The following is an 18,361-nucleotide window of genomic DNA, read 5'->3' as shown; positions in this document are numbered from 1 at the left end:
CGACCTCACGGTCTCAGCGAGCCCGCCACCTCCCCGCCTCGGGAGGTGGCGGGCTCTGCATTCCCGTGTCGTCGAAGGGCCTCGCGCCGGCGAGCAGCCGTGTCAGGGCGGCCCCCTCACGCAGGCCGGTCGGGAGGTTGGCGCGAGCGACGTCGCGGCGCAGTGCCTCCAGCGGCAGCGGGGACGCGCTGGCGAGGAGCACCGAGTTGCCGAACCGACGACTCTTGAACACCTCGTGCGTCGCGACGAGCGCGACGTGGGGCAGGCTCGTGGCCACGGTCGCGACGACCCTTGCGACCCAACGCATCCCGGGCTCGTCGGCGAGGTTCCAGAGGGCGAGGCCCGTCGGCTTGAGCACCCGTGCGACGTCGCGGGCGTATGCCGTCCCGACGAGATCCGCGGGCACGCGGCCTCCGGCGTAGGCGTCGGTCACGACGACGTCGGCGGAGGCGTCCTTGAGCGCTCGGACGCCCGTCAGCCCGTCGACGGGGCGGACGCGGATCCGGTGCCGGCGGGGGAGCGGGACCTCGCGACGGACGAGCTCGGTGAGGGCCTCGTCCGGCTCGCACACGATCTGCGGCGACCCCGGGCGGGTGGCCTCGACCCACCGAGGCAGCGTCAGCCCCGCCCCGCCGACGTGCGTGACGCCGAGCGGACCCGGGGGCATCGAGTCGATGGCGATCGCGAGGTGCTGGACGTACTCGAAGACGAGGAGGGTCGGGTCGTCGGGCTGGACGTGCGACTGAGGGGACCCGTCCATGTGCACCGTGACGCCGCCGCGCTCGTCCCACTCGAGCGAGACGCGCTGCGCCGCAGGCGATCCCGCGCTCACGCGAGGTCCAGGACGAGCGTGCGCTCCTCGCCGTAGCGAGTGAAGCCGATCCGCCGCAGGATCGGCGACGACGTGTCGACGACCCCGTGGGTGAGGGCCAGCGTCGCCCCGGCGGCGCGAGCGGTGTCGAGGCGGGCGGCGAGGACGGCGCGGTAGGCCCCACGGCCACGCAAGGTGCCGTGGGTCCCACCGCCCCAGAGACGGCATACGTCGTCGGCGAGCGTGTAGCCGCCCGTGCCCGCGGGACGTCCGTCGACGTAGGCCACCCAGCGACCGCCGGAGTCGTCGTCGAGACCGCGCTCGACCTCGGCCAGCGACGAGGCGACCTGTTCGTCCGTCGGCTCCTCGCCGCCGAAGGCGTCGTTGCCGACGACGATCGCGTCGCGCACCGTCTGCGCGTCCGTCACCCGGCGGACCTCGACGTCGTCGGGCACCGCGAGGTCGGGCACGCCTCCTCCGAGCGGCAGGGCGAGGACGTCCATCCGGTCCACGACCGTCGCGCCGCGCCGGACGAGCTCGGGCTCGAGCCCCTCGGGGCGCGTGAGCTCCGAGAGCCGCCACCAGAGGCGGTCGCGGCCGAACCCCTGTGCGATCTCGGCGATCTCGTCGGCGAGCTCGGAGACGTCGCGCTCGGATCCGAAGACGCGCGCCGACGTCGGCGTCAGGAAGTGGTCGGGATAGGCGACGACGAGGTACTCGTCGTTCCGCACGTGAGGTGCGCCCTCCGGCACCCACGACCACTCGTTCGAGGCGGCGAGCACGGCCTCTGCGTCCCAGTTCGTCGTCACCCCGACAGGCTACGGTCGTGGCATGCGATTCGGTCTGGCGATCCTGCCCGAGCACCCGTGGTCCGATGCCGAGCCCATGTGGCGCGAGGCCGAGCAGATGGGCTTCGACCATGCCTGGACCTTCGACCACGTGACGTGGGGCGGGCTTCCCGAGTCACCGTGGTTCGCTGCGGTGCCGACCCTCGCCGCGGCCGCCGCCGTCACCGAACGCATCGGGCTCGGCACCTTCGTCTCCTCGCCCAACAACCACCACCCCGTGCAGTTCATGCGCGAGGTGCTCGCCCTCGACGACATCTCCGGCGGGCGCTTCCTCCTCGGCATCGGAACGGGCGGCGACCTCGACTCCCGCATCACGGGCGAGGACCTCCCGCTGCGCGACCGCGTCGCCCGCTTCCACGAGTTCACCGGCCTGCTCGACCGCCTCCTCCGTGACGACCACGTCACCGTCGACGGCCGCTTCTACGCCGCCCGCGACGTGCGCACCCTCCCGGGACCGGTCCGTGGCGGCGACACCGGCAGCCGGGTGCCGCTCGTCATTGCGGCCAACGGACCCAGGTCGATCGCCCTCGCCGTCGAGCGTGGCGACGGGTGGATGACCTATGGCGGCAACGCCGACACCGACGACGAGTGGTGGGCGCTGGTGGCCGGCCACAGCCGCCGGGTCGACGAGGCGCTCGACGCGGCCGGTCGTGACTCCGACGGCTTCACCCGCTACCTCAACCTCGACTCCGCCCCGACCTTCTCGCTGTCGAGCGCCGCGACGTTCGAGCAGGCCGTGGGTCGCGCGGCCGACCTGGGCTTCACCGACGTCATCACCCACTGGCCACGCCCGACCGAGCCGTTCTTCGGCACGCGTGACGTCCTCGACGAGGTCGTCGCCGACGTCATCCCGCGCCTGCGCTGACGGCTCGGCATGGTCCCGGGCCCCTGCTCGTCGTCGGCGGCCGCGGATAGCCTGCGAGGTATGCCGCCACGCCGCCGTACTCCTGTCGCCGAGGGCCATGCCGCCCTCGTCGCCTGCCGCGTGGCCGGCTGGGCCGCCGACCGCCGCACCACGGCGACGGCGGTGCGCTACACCCTCGAGGAGCTGGCGACCATCGCGCCCGGTCGCACCGTCGAGGTGCGGGTGCCCCCGCACGGGGCCGTGCAGTGCATCGAGGGGCCGGTCCACACGCGCGGCACCCCGCCCAACGTCATCGAGACCGATGCTGCGACGTGGCTGCGCCTCGCCGTCGGCGACCTGGCGTGGGAGTCGGCGCTCGACGGTGCGCTCGTGCGGGCGAGCGGCCAGCGGGCCCACCTCGACGGCCTCCTGCCGCTCACCTCGCTTAGGCTGGACTCGTGACCCAGCCCTCGCCGACCACCCGCCCCGAGCGTCCCCGTATCCCGAACTTCAAGCGCTTCCTCATCACCGGCGCCGTCCTGGGCTTCATCGTGGGCGCGGCCGTCTCGATCCTGGGCGACGAGGTGCAGGGCTACACGACGACCACCGGTGCTCTCTACATCGGCGCCCTGGGTGCCTTCCTCGGCACCGGCCTCGCCGGCGTGCTCGGCATCCTCCTCGACCGGTCCGGTCGCGACCAGTCGTGACCCCGCCGGCCGGCGACGGTGAGGGCGCCACGGGCGCACGCCCGGGACCGCTCGCCGGCGTCCGCGTCGTCGAGCTGGCCGGCATCGGTCCCGCGCCGTTCGCGGCGATGCTCCTCGCCGACCTGGGCGCCGACGTCATCCGCGTCGACCGCCCCGGCGAGCCCTCGCTCCCGGTGCCGCTGCCGCCGGAGTCCGACCTGCTGCGCCGGGGCCGCCCCTCCGTCGCCCTCGACCTCAAGCACCCCGACGGGCTCGCGACGACGCTCGACCTCGTCGAGCAGGCCGACGTCCTCCTCGAGGGCTACCGCCCCGGCGTGGCGGAGCGCCTCGGTCTCGGTCCCGACGACTGTCTCGCCCGCAACCCCCGTCTCGTCTACGGCCGGATGACCGGCTGGGGCCAGGACGGCCCGCTCGCGCACTCGGCCGGGCACGACATCGGCTACGTCGCCGTCACCGGTGCCCTGCACGCCATCGGCCGGGCGGGTGGACCTCCGCAGGTCCCGGTCAACCTCGTCGGCGACTTCGGTGGCGGGGCGCTCTACCTCGTCGTCGGTGTCCTCGCCGCCCTCCTCGAGGCCCGCACGAGCGGCCGCGGCCAGGTCGTCGACGCCGCGATCGTCGACGGCACGGCCCACCTGTCGTCGCTCGTCGTCGGGCTCGCCTCGGCCGGCCTGTGGTCCGACCGGCGCGGCACCAACCTCCTCGACACCGGCGCCCCCTTCTACGACGTCTACGAGACGAGCGACGGCGGCTGGCTGGCGGTCGGCCCCCTCGAGCCGGCCTTCTACGCCGAGCTCCTGCACCTGCTCGACCTCACCGACGCCGCGCCCGACCGCCTCGACCCCGCCCAGTGGCCCGCCCTGCGGACCCTCCTCGCCGACGCGTTCCGGACCCGGACCCGCGACGCGTGGACCGCCGTCTTCGAGGGCACCGACGCGTGCGTCGAGCCGGTGCTCAGCTATGCCGAGGCGCCCGCGCACCCGCACCTCGCGGCCCGCGGCACCTACGTCGAGCACCACGGCATCGTCCAGCCCGCCCCGGCGCCGCGCTTCTCGCGCACGCCCGCGGTCCTCGGCGCCCCTCCGTCCACGCCCGGTGCCGACACCCGCGCCGCCCTCGCCGCCTGGGGCGTCGACGACGTCGATGCGCTCATCGCCTCGGGCGCCGCGTTCGCGCCATGAGGCTCTTCGTCGCCGTCGTCCCACCCGACGACGTCCTCGACGACCTCGAGGAGCACGTCGGCCCGCGCCGCGAGGCCGGGCCCGAGATCCGCTGGACCGACCGCCACCAGTGGCACGTCACCCTCGCCTTCCTCGGCGCCGTCCCCGAGGCACGCCTCGACGCCCTGACCGAGGCGCTCGCCCGGTCCGCCGTACGCCGTGACCCGCTCGTCCTGCGGCTCGCCGGAGCCGGCGCCTTCCCGAACCCGTATGCCGCCCGGGTCCTCTGGGCAGGCATCGAACAGGTGCGCGGTGACCTCGGGAAGGTGGCGGGCGGCATACGCCATGCGTCGACGTCGGCAGGGGCGACGCCCGACGGCACGCGCTTCCACCCGCACCTGACGCTCGGTCGCTTCCACCGCGCCACCGAGGCCACCCGCTGGATCCGTGCGCTCGACGCGTGGGAGGGGCCCGCTTGGCGCGTCGACCACCTCGCGCTCGTCGAGTCGCACCTCGGCGAGGGACGGGGACGTCGACCGCGCTACGAGGTGCTCGCGGAGCTGCCGCTGCGGTCCTGAGCCGCGGACGGACCGCCCATCGGCGTGTGCGACACTGGCGCTGTGGCACGTGGCGACGGTCGTTTGAACCATGACCTCATCCCCGGCGAGAAAGGCCCGCAGGACGCCTGCGGGGTCTTCGGCGTCTGGGCTCCCGGAGAGGACGTCGCGAAGCTGACGTACTTCGGGCTCTATGCGTTGCAGCACCGCGGGCAGGAGTCGGCCGGCATCGCGACCGGTGACGGCGAGAAGATCCTCGTCTACAAGGACATGGGCCTCGTGTCGCAGGTCTTCGACGAGACCGCGCTCAGCTCGCTCCGCGGCCACATCGCCATCGGCCACACGCGCTACTCGACGACCGGCGGGTCCACCTGGGAGAACGCCCAGCCCACCCTCGGCGGCACGGGGCACAGCACGCTGGCGCTCGCCCACAACGGCAACCTCATCAACACGGTCGAGCTCAAGGCCCTCGTCGACGAGCACTTCGGCGGCACCCGCATCACCGGCGAGCTGGCCCGCGGCAACACGTCCGACACCGCCCTCGTCACGACACTGCTCGCGGCCGACGAGGACCGCACGCCCGAGCAGGCCGCCCTCGAGCTGCTGCCCAAGCTCAAGGGCGCGTTCTCCTTCGTCTTCATGGACGAGACGACGTTGTATGCCGCCCGCGACCCGTGGGGCGTGCGTCCCCTCGCGCTCGGCCGCCTCGAGCGGGGCTGGGTCGTCGCGTCCGAGACCGCGGCCCTGCAGACGATCGGCGCTGCCGTCATCCGCGAGGTCGAGCCGGGCGAGCTCATCGTCATCGACGAGGACGGCCTGCGCTCGCACAAGTTCGCCGAGCCGCAGCCCAAGGGCTGTGTGTTCGAGTACGTCTACCTCGCCCGCCCCGACGCCGTGATCCGCGGCCGGGTCGTGCACGAGGCCCGCGTCGAGATGGGCCGGGTCCTCGCGCGCGAGCACCCCGTCGACGCCGACCTCGTCATCGGTGTCCCTGAGTCGGGTGTGCCTGCGGCCGTTGGCTACTCGCAGGAGTCGGGCATCCCGTTCGGCCAGGGCTTCGTCAAGAACGCCTACGTCGGCCGCACCTTCATCCAGCCGTCGCAGACGCTGCGCCAGCTGGGCATCCGGCTCAAGCTCAACCCGCTCGAGCACACGATCCGCGGCAAGCGCCTCGTCGTCGTCGACGACTCGATCGTGCGCGGCAACACCCAGCGCGCGCAGATCCGCATGCTCCGCGAGGCCGGGGCCGCCGAGGTGCACGTGCGCATCAGCTCGCCGCCGGTGCAGTGGCCCTGCTTCTACGGCATCGACTTCGCGACGCGTGCCGAGCTCATCGCCACCGGCCTCGGTGTCGAGGAGATCCGCGCCTCGATCGGCGCCGACTCGCTCGGCTACATCTCCGAGGAGGGGATGATCGGCGCGACCAACCAGCCCGCCGACGAGCTGTGCTCGGCCTGCTTCACCGGGAAGTACCCCATCGAGCTGCCCGAGGACGGCCGGATCGGCAAGCACGTCCTCGAGACGCTGCCGCTCACGGTGCGCACCGGCCACGACCGCTCCGTCGACGTCGAGGGCGTCAGCCTCGGGGTCGGCCTCGGCGGCGAGAGCGCCCTCCAGCACCCCTGACCCGCGGTTCGATGTATTCCACGATCACCGGTGACCGTGAGATACATCGAACCGGCAGCGTGAGGGATGGTGACCCGCCGCGACCTGCTGCAGGAACAGCTCGGCTTCGAGCCGCAGTCCGACGACGTTGATGCGGAGCACCCGATCACCCGCCAGGACGAGGGCGTTCTGGCGAAGGTTGTCGAGCATGACGTTGAGTCCGGCTCTGTGCTGCGCGCCGTCGATCTCCACCACGAGGTCGCAGCAGCTCCACCGGACATCGAGGTAGATGCGTCCTCGAGGGCCGCGCCGGACCACCTGGCGGTCGGGCTCCGGCAGGCCCTTGAGGCGGCACAGCCGGGCGAAGTCGAGCTCACCCAAGGACTCGACGCCGAAGGCGATGTCCCGCACGACTCCGCGGACGAACGCGCGACGGGTCCTGCCACGGACCTCACGTTGTGCCTGGGCCAGGAGACGGGGCGTCGTGAGGTCCTGCTGGACAGCCATGAGCAGCACGAGCGCCGCCTGACGGTCGGACACGGCCCAGTGTGCGGCTCGGATGGCCGCGACGGCAGGGCGCACCCGAGGCAGGCCCACGCCCACGACCTCGTCGGGAACGCGGCGGATCACCTTGTGCACCGTCACGCCATCGACGACCGAGGTGTTGTGGTGGTGCCTGGCGGAGACGTGGATGCGGTCGTCCTCGTAGCCCTTGAGGCCTGCAGCCTGCAGAGCGGTCGCGCCGTCGATGGCCGCGATCGCCTCCCCGACCTCCCACACGCCGCGCCAGCGACGAGCGACGACGTCGAGCGGTGCAGTGTGGACCGCCACGGTCTGCCTGCCGTGCATCTGCCAGCGGCCCGACTCGACGGCTCGGCGCACGTGGGTCTCGGTCATGCCCGCGGCATACAGCTGTCGGCGGGATGCCACGCCGCCCTGCGCCTCGGCGATGCGGCGAGCGAGGAGAAGTCGTTCGCGGTCCATGGCCCGAGGCTCGCCGCCGTCCGCCGCGCCGTCACCAGAGCGGCACGCTTCTGTGGATGAGCGCCACGACCGGCCGGGACCTGTGGACGGTCCCCTGGTTCGATGTATGGCGCGGTCACGGGCGACCGTGGAATACATCGATCCGGGGAGGGGTCGTGGGGGTGGGGGAGCGGTGCTCGTGGCGCCGGTAGGCTGGGGCGTGTGAGCGATGCCCCCATCACCTATGCCTCGGCCGGAGTCGACGTCGAGGCCGGTGACAAGGCCGTCGAGCTGATGAAGGCATCGGTGCGGCGCGCCACCAGGCCCGAGGTCGTCGGCGGACTCGGCGGCTTCGCCGGCATGTTCGACGCGAGCGCGATCGCCCGGATGACCCGGCCGATCCTCGCCACGAGCACCGACGGCGTCGGCACCAAGGTCGCCATCGCCCAGGCCCTCGGCGTGCACGACACCATCGGCTTCGACCTCGTCGGCATGGTCGTCGACGACATCGTGGTGTGCGGGGCCGAGCCGCTCTTCATGACCGACTACATCGCCACCGGCAAGGTCGTGCCCGAGCGCATCGCCGCGATCGTCGGCGGAATCGCCCGCGCGTGCGAGGAGGCCGGCGTCGCCCTCGTCGGCGGCGAGACCGCGGAGCACCCCGGGCTGCTCGAGCCCGACGAGTACGACGTCGCCGGCGCCGCCACCGGCGTCGTGGAGTATGCCGCCGTGCTGGGTCCGCAGCGCGTCGCCGACGGTGACATCGTGGTGGCGCTCGCCAGCAGCGGCCTGCACAGCAACGGCTACAGCCTCGTGCGGCGCGTCGTCGCCAGCGCCGGCTGGCAGCTCGACCGCCACGTCGACGACTTCGGCCGCACGCTCGGCGAGGAGCTGCTCGAGCCGACCCGCATCTACACCAGGCCGCTGCTCGAGCTGATCGCCGCCGACGGCGTCGACGTGCACGCCCTGAGCCACGTCACCGGTGGCGGGCTCGCCGCGAACCTCGCACGGGTGCTCCCGACCGGCACCTTCGCCCGCGTCGACCGCTCGACGTGGACGCCTCCGGCCGTCTTCCGCACGGTCCAGGACCTCGGGCGCGTGCCGCAGGCCGACATCGAGCGCACCCTCAACCAGGGCATCGGCTTCGTCGCCGTGCTGCCCGAGGCCCAGGCCGAGCGCGCCATCGAGCTGAGCGAGGCGCGCGGCATCCGTGCGTGGCGTCTCGGCGACGTCGCCACCGAGGAGCGGGCGCACGCCGACGGGCTCGTCGCGGGCGACGTCGAGATCGTGCGGGGGGCCAAGGGCGTCGACGGGGGCGCCGTGCAGGTCGTCGGGCAGCACCCGACCGCCTGAGGCCCGCCACCGCGGCACCTTCAGCGGTCTCCGTTCACTGGTCACGGTCCACGCCCCTCGCGTGCGGGACCGGGCGACCCGGCGCACCCGGAACACTCCAGACCCGGCGACACGGCATACCCCGCGTGACACGGCAGACCCCGGGTACGACGAAGCCCGCAGCGCCCCGGGGGGTGTGCGGGCGTCGATGCGTCCCCCGACGGGACCCCGGACACGCATGCCCGGGACGTCGGCTGCCTCGAGGGCAGCACCGATCGCACGCCGGGTGTGAACACCCGACGCACGAGGTGCAGACGGAAGAGGGAAGGGAGAGCTCAGCGCCCGCCCGAGGCCCACTTCCCGTATTCGTCGTACTCGTCGTCGTCGACGGATCGTGGCTGGTTGGACACGTCGCGTTGCGACGGCCCGTGCAGCTCACGCTCCAGCGCGCTCAAGTCCGTGTCAGGTGTGTAGTACTTGAGCTGCCGTGCGACCTTGGTCTGCTTGGCTTTGGCTCGGCCGCGCCCCATGGCGTGACCCCCTCGTGCGTCGTGCCGGGACGGCATCGCTCCTCGGAGAACCGGGTGGCTCTTCGATGTCCGCGTAGCGGCCCCGGGAATGTGTGTGTTCTCGTGGTGCTAACGCTACATGAGTGAGGCAAATCCCGCGCCTGCCGCACCCCCTCGACCGGCGGCGCGTCGCGACTCGGCCGGCCAGGGTGCACCCTGCTGGCACCGCGCGGCCCGGTGGATCCCCTCGTCGTATACACCCGGTGTCTCGGAAGCGGGACGATTTGACTCTTTTCAGTGTTTAACCGCCATTCGAACGGCCGAGACTTTACCCTTGCTTTACTGAGCCCCGATTGGGGCGCATGCGTGTCGCTGCACCTAGCGACAGGGTGGTGGGGATATGACAATGACGACTCAGGATCGACATGAGACCGAGAAGCTGCTGACTCCTGCCGAGGTTGCGGCCCTCTTCCGGGTGGACCCGAAGACGGTCACTCGCTGGGCCAAGGCAGGAAAGCTGACTTCGATCCGGACCCTTGGTGGGCACCGGAGGTATCGCGAGTCAGAGGTGCGCGACCTTCTGGGTGGCGGACACTGACTTCGGGGACATTTGGGGGGTAAACCGGTCAGATCGTCGGGGGAGGAACACCACACGGTGTCCCTCCCCCGACTGCTACCCCCGGTTGCGCTGGGAGCCGCTCAGCCCTGACCGTGGGGGACAGGGTTGACCGTGCACACGAAGTACTTCACGACGCCGCCGTCGACCAGGGCTCCGGCGTCGATGGCGGCCTGCACCTCGTCGGCGGCGTCGAGCACGCCGTCACCGTCGTGGTCGCCGGCGGCCAGCGCTGCGGCATACGTGCCGGTGAGCGACACGGCGTGCACCTGCCAGCGTCCCCCGTTGAAGCCGGGGTCACCCGGCGCCGCGGTCGCGACGCTGCGCTGCACGGCGCCGAAGCTGTAGATCGTGTCCCACGACTGCGCGGGTGCGCCCGTGCCGCTGAGGTCGGTCGGCGTCGCGACCGTCCGGTAGAGCTGGTGGTCGACGTAGAACGCGGGACCCGAGACGCCTCCTGCGTGGGCGGAGGTGCCCGCGACGAGGGCTGGGAGGGCGACCGCGGCGACGCCCAGCGAGCGAAGGATCCCGCGAGTCAGCTTGTGAGACATGGCTTTCCACCTTTCGTCCGGTCACCCTGACCGGCTCACCCCCGAGTCAAGACCCGCGAGGGCCCGCACTCCATGACGTAGGGGTTATCCGGTCCTTACGGCTCGGCGACGTCGGTGGGGCGTCCTATCGTGGCGGGATGACGACCCCACCCGAGATCACCGCCATCACCCTCGGCGTCCGTGACGTCGAGCGCTCACGGGCCTTCTACGTCGACGGGCTCGGCTTCCGCTCCGTGCTCCATCTCCCCGACATCACCTTCGTCCAGGGCGCCCCCGGGCAGCTGCTCGCGCTCTGGGATGTCACGCAGATGCCGAGCGAGTACGGCGACGTCGCGCACGGCTCGTCCGCGCCGCCCGTGTCGCTGGGCCACAACGTCACCGAGGTCGGGCAGGTCGAGGCGTTGTATGCCGCCGCGCTGGCTGCCGGTGCGACCTCCGTCTCGGCCCCGACCGAGCGCGAGTGGGGCGGGGTCAGTGCGTGCGTGGCCGACCCGGACGGCTTCCGGTGGGACCTCGTGCACAACCCGAACTTCCGGGTCGACGAAGACGGCACGGTCCACCTGGGCGAGGCGCCTGCCTAGGCGCCCCCCCGTACCCCGTCCAGGCGAGCCCGCCACGGATGGTCGGCTGGCTGGGCGTCGACGACCCGCCGGAGCACCGCGACCTGGGCGGCACCGAGCAGGGGGAGCGCGGCCTCGAGGTCCGCGTCGTCCTTGGGTCGGGGTGAGGCTGCCTTGTGGGCGAGGACGAGCTCGGGGCGCAGGTAGCGCACACCGTCGCGCTCCCAGGTGGCGTCGTCCAGTGACACCACGAGCGAGGGGTCGCGCTTGAACTGCCACCGTCCGTCGACGTCCGCGTTGAGCAGGATCTCCCCGCGCCACGGGGCGAGCGCGTGCTCGCGGACCCAGATCTGGCCGGAGTCCTCTGGCACGTCCCGTCCCGGCCGCAGGTGCAGCAGGCCCGAGTCGCCGGCGGACCACAGGTGCCAGTGCCGCTCGAGGTGGGCCCGGATCGCGCCGACGTCGCAACGGAGCACCGAGACGTCGATGTCCTCGTGGTCGCGGGCGACCCCGGTGAACGCCTCGACGGCCCACCCGCCGGCCACCCACCACGGCACCCCGAGGCCACGGAGCAGCTCGCGGACCTCGACCGGGGTCCAGGAGCGTTGCGGGCCGTAGATGCGCTCGAACTCGGCCGGTGCGAGCCACTGCTGCCCGTCGGTCGTCACCGCGTCCTGCTCGTCCACGACCCCACGCTAGCGGCGGCGGCCCGCCTCAGTGGCCGAGCGCGCGCAGCTGCAGGCGCAGGGCCAGCCGGGTCTCGGGGTCGTGCAGGTCGATGTCGACGACGTCCGACAGGCGCTGCATCCGGTAGCGGAGCGTGTTGGGGTGCACGTGGACGCGCGCCGCGGCCGCCCGTGGGTCTCCCGGATGGTCGAGCCACGCGGCGACCGTCTCGAGGTATGCCGTGTGGTGGGCCTCGTCGTGCTCGCGCAGGGCGGCGACCGGACCGAGCAGCTCCTCGGTCCAGATGCCGCCGAGGGCGCGGGCGTTGGTGACGGCGGCCCAGGCGTCCTCGACCGTGGTCGTCGTGCCCGTGACCCGACCGACGTCGCGCAGGCGCTGCACCTCGGTGGCCTCGCGTCGCGACCGGTCGAGGTCGACCGTCCGGGAGACCCGGCCCCCGGCGCTCGCCGTGGCCGTCGGGGTGACCCCCGCGACCTCCTCGACGACGCCGAGCAGCCACTCCCACGTGCCCGGGGAGGCGTCGCCGGGCACGTCGCGCACGAGGGTCAGGGCGACGCCGTCGAAGATCGCGAGGAGCGGCTGGCGCCAGGACCGGCGGCGCGCGGCCGACTCCCACACGTCGAGCTCGCGTTCGGTGTCGCGCGGTGCGGCCTCACGGGTGGGGTCGGTGCGGGCGCGGTGGGCGCCGGCGAGCACGACGACCCGCCACGGTGCCGCCGGCAGCCAGCCCTCGGCCTCGAGCGTGTCGCCGCTGAGGACGGCTCGCAGCCGGTCGGCCGAGACCCGTCGGGCGAGGTCTGCCTGCGAGCGCAGACGCAGCAGGTGCAGGGCCACGACCGAGGCGGTCTGGGCGAGCGAGCCCATGACCTGCTCCGGTGGCTCCTCGTCGACGACGGCCCAGATCGAGCCGAGCCACTCGGTGCCGGCCCGCACCGGGACGACGACGCGGGCTCGCAGGCCGCGACCGGCAGGGACGAAGAAGGGCTCGTCCGAGCGGGCCAGCCGACGGAACACCCCTCGTCCGCGGAGGTTGGCCATGACCTCGTCGGGCACGCGGCGTCCGACGATCGTCGAGACGCGCGCGGGGTCGGCGACATCCTGGGTCGAGGAGTAGGCGAGCACCCGCGACTGGGTGTCCTCGATGGTGATCGGGGCCGCGACGAGGGCCGCGCACGCGTCGGCGAGCGCGAAGAGCTCGTCGAGCACTGGACCCTCGGCGCGCAGGGCCGGCCCGCTCGCGGCGCGGTCGAGCACGCCCCGCAGCAGCCACACGACGTGCGCCCACGAGGCGTGGTCGGCGAGCTCGACGAGGCTGACGCCGAAGCGGGCCGCCGCGGCGCGGACCTGCGGGTCGCGCGCGGCGGCGCGTCTCAGCACGACGGCGCCGGTGTCCACCGCGGCGGCGCCCTCGAGCAGCGCTGCCGCCTCGGCCGGACGCTCCACCCCGACGCCGAGGAGCAGGTCGCCGGCCTGGCCGAAGACGCCGGAGCCGGGCTCGGCGAGCGTCACGTCGTCGACGGCCGGACCGCCGACGTCGACGACGACCGTGAGCAGGCCGCCCCCGAGGGTGCCGACGAGCTGCGCGATCGGCAGGCCGACCGGTGTGGTCGACGAGGTACGGGTCGCAGAGCGCCGCTTCGAGCGCGACGGGGCGGACGGCATACGACCATTGTGACGGCCTTTAGTGCTCTCAGCACAACAGACGGAGGAAACGTTGGCTGTCCAGCACCACGGGGGCGGCGGTCGGCGCCGCCACCATGGAGACAAGGCACCACCTCGAACAGACAGACCCAGGAGTCGATCGCATGTCCGCTGTGACCCCCGCCGGTACCCCCGCCCCCGAGCGCGTCGCCGTCGTCGGCGCCGGCATGGTCGGTCTCGCCACCGCCTGGTTCCTCCAGGAGCGCGGCGTGGAGGTCACCGTCATCGACCGCGACGGTGTCGCCGCCGGTGCGTCCTGGGGCAACGCCGGCTGGCTGACGCCCGGCATCGCGACGCCGCTGCCCGAGCCCGCCGTGCTGAAGTACGGCCTGCGCGCCGTGCTCAGCCCCAGCTCGCCGGTCTACGTGCCGCCGAGCGCCCGACCGGACTTCCTCCGCTTCGTCACCGGCTTCACGCGCCACAGCACCATGACGGCGTGGAAGAAGGCCATGGGCGCCCTCGTGCCCGTCAACGACCTGTCGCTGCAGAGCTTCGACCTCCTCAAGGCCGGCGGGGTCGACGCCGACACCTACGAGGCGAAGTCGTTCACGGCCGCCTACCGCACGGCCGAGGAGCGCCAGACCCTGCTCGAGGAGATCGAGCACATCCACGCCTCGGGCGGCGACATCACCTTCGACGTTCTCACCGGCGACGAGGCCCGCGCCATCGAGCCGGCCCTCTCCGGCGAGATCGGCGCCGCGATCGTGCTCCACGGCCAGCGCTTCATCAACCCCGGCGCCTACGTCGCCGCGCTCGCCGACTCGGTCACGGCTCGTGGCGGCAAGATCGTCACCGGCAGCGCCGTCCAGCGCATCACCGACACCCCGACCGGCGTGCTCGTCACGAACGACTTCGGCCAGGCCGAGCACTACGACTCCGTCGTCGTCGCGACCGGCGCATGGCTCGGCAAGCTGGCTCGCGAGTTCGGCGTCAAGCGCGTCGTCCAGGCCGGCCGCGGCTACTCCTTCAGCGTCGCCGTCGACGACCTGCCCAACGGTCCCGTCTACTTCCCGGCCGAGCGCGTCGCCTGCACGCCCGTCGGCGACCGCCTCCGCGTCGCCGGCATGATGGAGTTCCGCCGGCCCGAGGCCGCCCTCGACCCGCGCCGGATCCAGGCCATCGTCGAGTCGGCCCGCCCGCTGCTCCAGGGCGCCGACCTCGACCACCGCCAGGACGAGTGGGTCGGCTCGCGTCCCTGCACCGTCGACGGCCTGCCGCTCATCGGCGCCTCGCGCAACCCCAAGGTCTTCGTCGCCGGCGGTCACGGCATGTGGGGGATCACTCTGGGCCCCGTGACCGGTCGCCTGCTCGCCGAGCAGATCGTGACCGGCCGTGCGCCCGAGCAGCTGGCCCCCTTCAACCCGCTGCGCTGAGTCGCTGCCGGAGGCGGCTGCCGCCGGACCCCTCAGTGCGGCGGCAGCCGTCACCCGTGCTTCGGAGGCGTCACGCCGATCGGATGGGAGCCGATCCGAAGGCGACGTCGAAGCGGTCGCACCAGATGACGACGGAGGTGAGCTCCGTCAGGTCGGTGCCGGCCGGGACGGCGTAGTTCTGGTTGCCGTCCGTGGCCTTGAGCGCGCCGAGGGGGACGGACTGCCCGTCGTCGTAGCGGTGCCAGTCGTCGTCCCCGGCCGGCTGGTCGGTGAGCCAGACCACGACGTCCGGACCGTCGCTCGTCGAGAACCCCTCGAGGCGCACGACGCGTGAGCCGTCGGCCAGCTCGAGCACGCGGGCGGTGCCGGACGTGGCGTGCTCCCCGTCGACGAAGCGGCCCTCGCCGAGCACGCGCGGAGCCGCTGCCGCGGCCGAGGGCGTATGCCGTCCGGTCGCGGCCGCACTCCCCGTGGCCGTGCCGCTCGGGCCGGGGCTCTCGGCGGAGACCGCGGTGGCGGTCGGCAGCGCCTCGTCGACGGTGCTGCGGGTGAGCAGCCGCCATGGCTGGAAGAGGGCGAGCGCGACGACGAGCCCGACGACGGCGGTGACGACGGCGGCGGCGATCCAGAGGCGTCGGTTCATGCGTCCAGTGGACCGGTCGCGCGCCGCCGGCACCATGACGCGACCCTTACGAAACGGTGACGCGCGCGTCAGGCAGGCGTGAGGACGACGAGGGTGTAGGCGCCGACCGAGACCGTGCCGCTCGCGGGCTGGTCGTCGAGCGGCTTCGGCGCCGCGTCCACGTCGTGGCTGTCGTGCCCCGCGAAGAGGGCGCTGTAGGTGGACGCGTCCGAGTTGAAGCGCACCGCCCACGGCCCGGCGGACGGCATACCCGTCGTGATGGCGCGGGCCTCGGCGCTCGCGTTGACGACGACCACGGCGACGTCGTCGCCTGAGCTCCGCGCCCACGCGAGGGCCTTCGCCTCGTCGTCGAGGTGGAGCACCTCGAAGCCCTCGCCGCGCAGCCCCCGCGAGACGCCGTCGACGTCGCGGCGCAGGTGGATGAGGTCGCGGCCGAGGCGCACGATGTCGCGGAACTGCTCGGCCCGCTCCCAGTCGAGCGGCACGTCGTCGCGGAACCACTCGTCCTCGAGGAACTCCTGGCCCTGGAAGAGCATCGGGATGCCCGGCGTCGTCAGGGCGATGGCGAAGCCGAGGGTCGCGCGCTTCTGCGCCGCCCAGCCGCTGGGGTCGCCGCCGTCGATCTCGTGGGGGACCCGCAGCTTGCCGTTGGCCACCTCGTCGTGGCTCTCGGTGTAGACGATGCGCCGGAACGGCTCGTCGACGCCACGCAGCGCCTCGGCGAGCGCGGTCATCGAGCGGTCGGCGTCGTCGACGGCCGTCAGCAGGCGCCGCACCGGGTGGACGAAGCTCGTGTCCCACTGCGCGTGGAAGCCGGCGCCGCCCTTGTCGTCGGAGGTGATCGCCGGGTCGGCCTGGAGGTCCTCGGCGATGAGGATCTTGTCGGGGTGCCGCTCGCGGATGGTCGCCGTGATCGACTGCATGAGGTCCCAGCCGTCGGGCAGGTCGCCCGTGCCGAGGCCGTCGATGGTGCGCACGTAGAGCGTCGCGTCGAACCGCAGGCCGTCGAGGTGGAACTCCTCGAGCCACATGAGGGCGTTGTCGTGGAGGTAGGCGCGCACCTCCTCGCGGCCGTAGTCGGGGCGGGTGTCGCCCCACGGGGTCGCGGAGCGCTCGTCGTTGTAGAAGTAGATGCCGCCCTTGCCGTCCTCGCTCCAGCCGTCGAACTGCCACAGGGACAGGTCGCTCGGGCCGTAGTGGTTGATGACGACGTCGAGGATGACGGCGATGCCGTGTCGGTGGGCCTCCTTGACGAAGCCCTTCAGCGCGTCGGCGCCGCCGTAGCCGCTCTCGACCGCGAAGGGGTTCGACGGGTTGTAGCCCCACGAGTAGTCGCCGGCGAACTCGGCGACGGGCATGAGCTCGACGGCGTTGATGCCGAGCTCGGCGAGGTAGCCGAGCTTGCCGGCCAGGCCGCCGAGGTCGCCGGCGTCACCCTCGGTCGCGACGAACGAGCCGATGTGGGTCTCGTAGATGACGAGCTCGTCGTGGGGCGGGCAGCCGAACGTGTCGCCGGCCCAGTCGAAGGCGTCGCGGTCGTAGACGACGGCGTTGCCCGACGAGTTCGTGACGACGCGGGCGCGCGGGTCGATGCGCATGAGCCGCTGCTCGCCGTGGGTGATGACGAACTGGTACTCGTCGCCGGGGTGCGCGCCGTCGACGTCGGCGTACCAGTGGCCGTTGTCCTCGGAGACCATCGCGTGGCCGTCGCCGGACCACCCAGTGAAGCTGCCGGTGACCGCGACGGCGTCGGCGTTCGGGGCCCACACGCGGAAGGCCGTGCCGCCGTCGTGGGGCATCGACCCGAGTCCGGGGCGGTGGGCGTCGTGCTCGGACATGCAGGCTCCAGTCGGCTCGTGAGGGGGGCAGCCCCGAGCGTAGACCGGGCTGCCGGGGCCGACCGGAGACGTACCCGATCGGCCACCTGGGCCCGCGTCAGCCGACGAGGAGGTATGCCGGGTGCTCGGGGAGCGCTCCGGTGTCCCGCAGGTGCCGGGCCAGCAGGAGGGCGCCGTCGAGCGCCCCGCCGCGGGCGGGAGTGCGCCGGGCGCCGGCGTCGGCGAGCCGGGCGTCGAGGGCGTCGGCCACGGGGGCGGCGCTGAGCAGCCCACCGGTCGCGGCGAGGACCGGGTCGGTCAGGCCCTCCGCCGCGCGGAGCAGGGAGTCGGCGAGGTCGGTGCCCGAGCGGACGCACAGGGCGTGGGCGACGGGGTCGCCGGCCGCAGCGGCCGTGACGAGCGGCGCCACCGAGGCCAGACGCTCGGGCGCGTCTCGGCTCGTCATGACGAGCCGCGGCCAGCCCTCGGGCGGTCCGAGCAGGTCGGTGGCCGCCGACAGGAGGGCCGGCGAACCGTCGGGGAGGCCGTCGTGGGCGCGCAGGGCCGCCCGGAGGCCGGCCATGCCGAGCGTCGCCGCCGACCCGGCGTCGCCGAGCACGTGCCCCCAGCCGTCGACGCGGCGCCACTGCCGGTCGAAGTCGGTGCCGAAGGCGACCGCGCCGGTGCCCGCCGCGACGACCGCGCCCGGACCGATCCGACCCGTCGCGCCCACGAGGTTGGCGACGGCGTCGCTGACGACGACGGTGCGCTCGGCGCCCAGGCCCTCGGCCACCGTGCGGAGCACGTCGGTCCGGTCGGCGAGGAAGAGCAGGCCGCGCATCGACCACACGACCACCTCGGGAGGCACTGCGCCGGAAGCGGACTCGGCCGCGGCGCTCGCCGACAGCGACCGCGCATCGGCGACGAGAGCAGCCACGTCGATCCCGCCCGACCCGACCCGCACCCCCGGTGCGGTGAGCACGGGACCTGGGCTGCCGGCATACGTGGTCAGCCGAAGGCCCGAACCGCCGACGTCGACGGCGACGACAGCCCCGGCGCGCTCGCTCACGCGAGCGA

At 73.3% G+C, this 18,361-nt stretch carries 20 protein-coding genes; 10 read left to right on the top strand and 10 right to left on the bottom strand.

Annotated elements, in window-relative coordinates; translation table 11 throughout:
* Window positions 1-13: 13 nt before the first annotated feature.
* Together ASG96_RS21450 and ASG96_RS21445 are read right to left on the bottom strand one after the other, a co-directional pair.
* Window positions 14-760 (bottom strand): spermidine synthase, encoded by a 747-nt coding sequence (locus ASG96_RS21450; protein ID WP_057589458.1) that lies wholly within the window; start codon window positions 758-760, stop codon window positions 14-16.
* Window positions 761-828: 68 nt separating this feature from the next.
* A complete protein-coding gene (locus ASG96_RS21445; RefSeq protein WP_057589348.1) occupies window positions 829-1,620 on the bottom strand; it encodes a GNAT family N-acetyltransferase in 792 nt (263 codons plus the stop codon).
* Window positions 1,621-1,642: 22 nt separating this feature from the next.
* Here ASG96_RS21445 and ASG96_RS21440 point away from each other — a divergent pair, with 22 nt between their 5' ends.
* The 6 genes from ASG96_RS21440 to purF are packed head-to-tail and all read left to right on the top strand — an operon-like array spanning window position 1,643 to window position 6,553.
* Window positions 1,643-2,524, top strand: coding sequence for an LLM class flavin-dependent oxidoreductase (locus ASG96_RS21440; RefSeq protein WP_057589347.1), 882 nt, complete (start codon window positions 1,643-1,645; stop codon window positions 2,522-2,524).
* Window positions 2,525-2,584: 60 nt separating this feature from the next.
* Complete coding sequence (locus ASG96_RS21435; RefSeq protein ID WP_057589346.1) at window positions 2,585-2,965, top strand: sterol carrier family protein; 381 nt, start codon at window positions 2,585-2,587, stop codon at window positions 2,963-2,965.
* Complete coding sequence (locus ASG96_RS21430) at window positions 2,962-3,210, top strand: hypothetical protein (protein WP_056751874.1); 249 nt, start codon at window positions 2,962-2,964, stop codon at window positions 3,208-3,210. Before ASG96_RS21435 ends, ASG96_RS21430 begins: the two co-directional genes overlap by 4 nt.
* Window positions 3,207-4,391, top strand: coding sequence for a CaiB/BaiF CoA-transferase family protein (locus tag ASG96_RS21425; protein WP_056751876.1), 1,185 nt, complete (start codon window positions 3,207-3,209; stop codon window positions 4,389-4,391). The genes ASG96_RS21430 and ASG96_RS21425 overlap by 4 nt, the downstream gene beginning before the upstream one ends.
* Complete coding sequence (thpR, locus tag ASG96_RS21420) at window positions 4,388-4,948, top strand: RNA 2',3'-cyclic phosphodiesterase (RefSeq protein ID WP_057589345.1); 561 nt, start codon at window positions 4,388-4,390, stop codon at window positions 4,946-4,948. The genes ASG96_RS21425 and thpR overlap by 4 nt, the downstream gene beginning before the upstream one ends.
* 42 nt (window positions 4,949-4,990) lie before the next feature.
* Window positions 4,991-6,553, top strand: a complete 1,563-nt coding sequence (gene purF, locus ASG96_RS21415) for an amidophosphoribosyltransferase (RefSeq protein ID WP_056751882.1) — start codon at window positions 4,991-4,993, stop codon at window positions 6,551-6,553.
* A gap of 24 nt (window positions 6,554-6,577) precedes the next feature.
* Here purF and ASG96_RS21410 read toward each other — a convergent pair whose 3' ends face one another.
* Window positions 6,578-7,516: a hypothetical protein gene (locus ASG96_RS21410; RefSeq protein WP_057589344.1), complete on the bottom strand. Its 939-nt coding sequence runs from the start codon at window positions 7,514-7,516 to the stop codon at window positions 6,578-6,580.
* A gap of 201 nt (window positions 7,517-7,717) precedes the next feature.
* Here ASG96_RS21410 and purM point away from each other — a divergent pair, with 201 nt between their 5' ends.
* Complete coding sequence (gene purM, locus ASG96_RS21405) at window positions 7,718-8,848, top strand: phosphoribosylformylglycinamidine cyclo-ligase (RefSeq protein WP_057589343.1); 1,131 nt, start codon at window positions 7,718-7,720, stop codon at window positions 8,846-8,848.
* Window positions 8,849-9,162: 314 nt separating this feature from the next.
* Here purM and ASG96_RS21400 read toward each other — a convergent pair whose 3' ends face one another.
* The gene (locus ASG96_RS21400) at window positions 9,163-9,357 is read right to left on the bottom strand and encodes a DUF3073 domain-containing protein (RefSeq protein WP_020142456.1); all 195 of its coding nucleotides are present in this window, start codon (window positions 9,355-9,357) and stop codon (window positions 9,163-9,165) included.
* Window positions 9,358-9,742: 385 nt separating this feature from the next.
* Between ASG96_RS21400 and ASG96_RS22975 the strand changes: the two genes are divergently transcribed.
* Window positions 9,743-9,934: a BldC family transcriptional regulator gene (locus ASG96_RS22975; protein ID WP_045191048.1), complete on the top strand. Its 192-nt coding sequence runs from the start codon at window positions 9,743-9,745 to the stop codon at window positions 9,932-9,934.
* Window positions 9,935-10,035: 101 nt separating this feature from the next.
* On the opposite strand, the gene ASG96_RS21395 is transcribed toward ASG96_RS22975, so the two are convergent.
* Window positions 10,036-10,503, bottom strand: a complete 468-nt coding sequence (locus tag ASG96_RS21395; protein ID WP_057589342.1) for a hypothetical protein — start codon at window positions 10,501-10,503, stop codon at window positions 10,036-10,038.
* Window positions 10,504-10,640: 137 nt separating this feature from the next.
* Between ASG96_RS21395 and ASG96_RS21390 the strand changes: the two genes are divergently transcribed.
* Window positions 10,641-11,084 (top strand): VOC family protein, encoded by a 444-nt coding sequence (locus ASG96_RS21390; RefSeq protein ID WP_056751892.1) that lies wholly within the window; start codon window positions 10,641-10,643, stop codon window positions 11,082-11,084.
* Here ASG96_RS21390 and ASG96_RS21385 read toward each other — a convergent pair.
* Both ASG96_RS21385 and ASG96_RS21380 read right to left on the bottom strand, forming a co-directional pair.
* Window positions 11,081-11,749, bottom strand: coding sequence for a hypothetical protein (locus tag ASG96_RS21385; protein ID WP_057589341.1), 669 nt, complete (start codon window positions 11,747-11,749; stop codon window positions 11,081-11,083). The two genes, ASG96_RS21390 and ASG96_RS21385, sit on opposite strands and share 4 nt — an antisense overlap.
* 28 nt (window positions 11,750-11,777) lie before the next feature.
* On the bottom strand, window positions 11,778-13,412 hold the full coding sequence (locus ASG96_RS21380; protein WP_235509265.1) for a CdaR family transcriptional regulator: 1,635 nt from the start codon (window positions 13,410-13,412) through the stop codon (window positions 11,778-11,780).
* Between the two features lie 143 nt (window positions 13,413-13,555).
* Between ASG96_RS21380 and ASG96_RS21375 the strand changes: the two genes are divergently transcribed.
* On the top strand, window positions 13,556-14,824 hold the full coding sequence (locus ASG96_RS21375; protein WP_056751897.1) for an FAD-binding oxidoreductase: 1,269 nt from the start codon (window positions 13,556-13,558) through the stop codon (window positions 14,822-14,824).
* A gap of 70 nt (window positions 14,825-14,894) precedes the next feature.
* On the opposite strand, the gene ASG96_RS21370 is transcribed toward ASG96_RS21375, so the two are convergent.
* The 3 genes from ASG96_RS21370 to ASG96_RS21360 all read right to left on the bottom strand — a co-directional run bounded on the left by ASG96_RS21370 (window position 14,895) and on the right by ASG96_RS21360 (window position 18,353).
* Entirely contained in the window at window positions 14,895-15,467 is a 573-nt protein-coding gene (locus ASG96_RS21370; RefSeq protein WP_057589340.1) for a DM13 domain-containing protein, read from the bottom strand.
* A gap of 68 nt (window positions 15,468-15,535) precedes the next feature.
* Entirely contained in the window at window positions 15,536-17,305 is a 1,770-nt protein-coding gene (locus tag ASG96_RS21365) for an alpha-amylase family glycosyl hydrolase (RefSeq protein WP_057589339.1), read from the bottom strand.
* Window positions 17,306-17,402: 97 nt separating this feature from the next.
* On the bottom strand, window positions 17,403-18,353 hold the full coding sequence (locus ASG96_RS21360; protein ID WP_057589338.1) for an N-acetylglucosamine kinase: 951 nt from the start codon (window positions 18,351-18,353) through the stop codon (window positions 17,403-17,405).
* Between the last annotated feature and the right edge of the window lie 8 nt (window positions 18,354-18,361).

Origin of the sequence: Terrabacter sp. Soil810 (assembly GCF_001429645.1) — a bacterium.
GTDB lineage: Bacteria > Actinomycetota > Actinomycetes > Actinomycetales > Dermatophilaceae > Terrabacter.
This window is presented reverse-complemented; position numbering and strand designations above follow the sequence as displayed.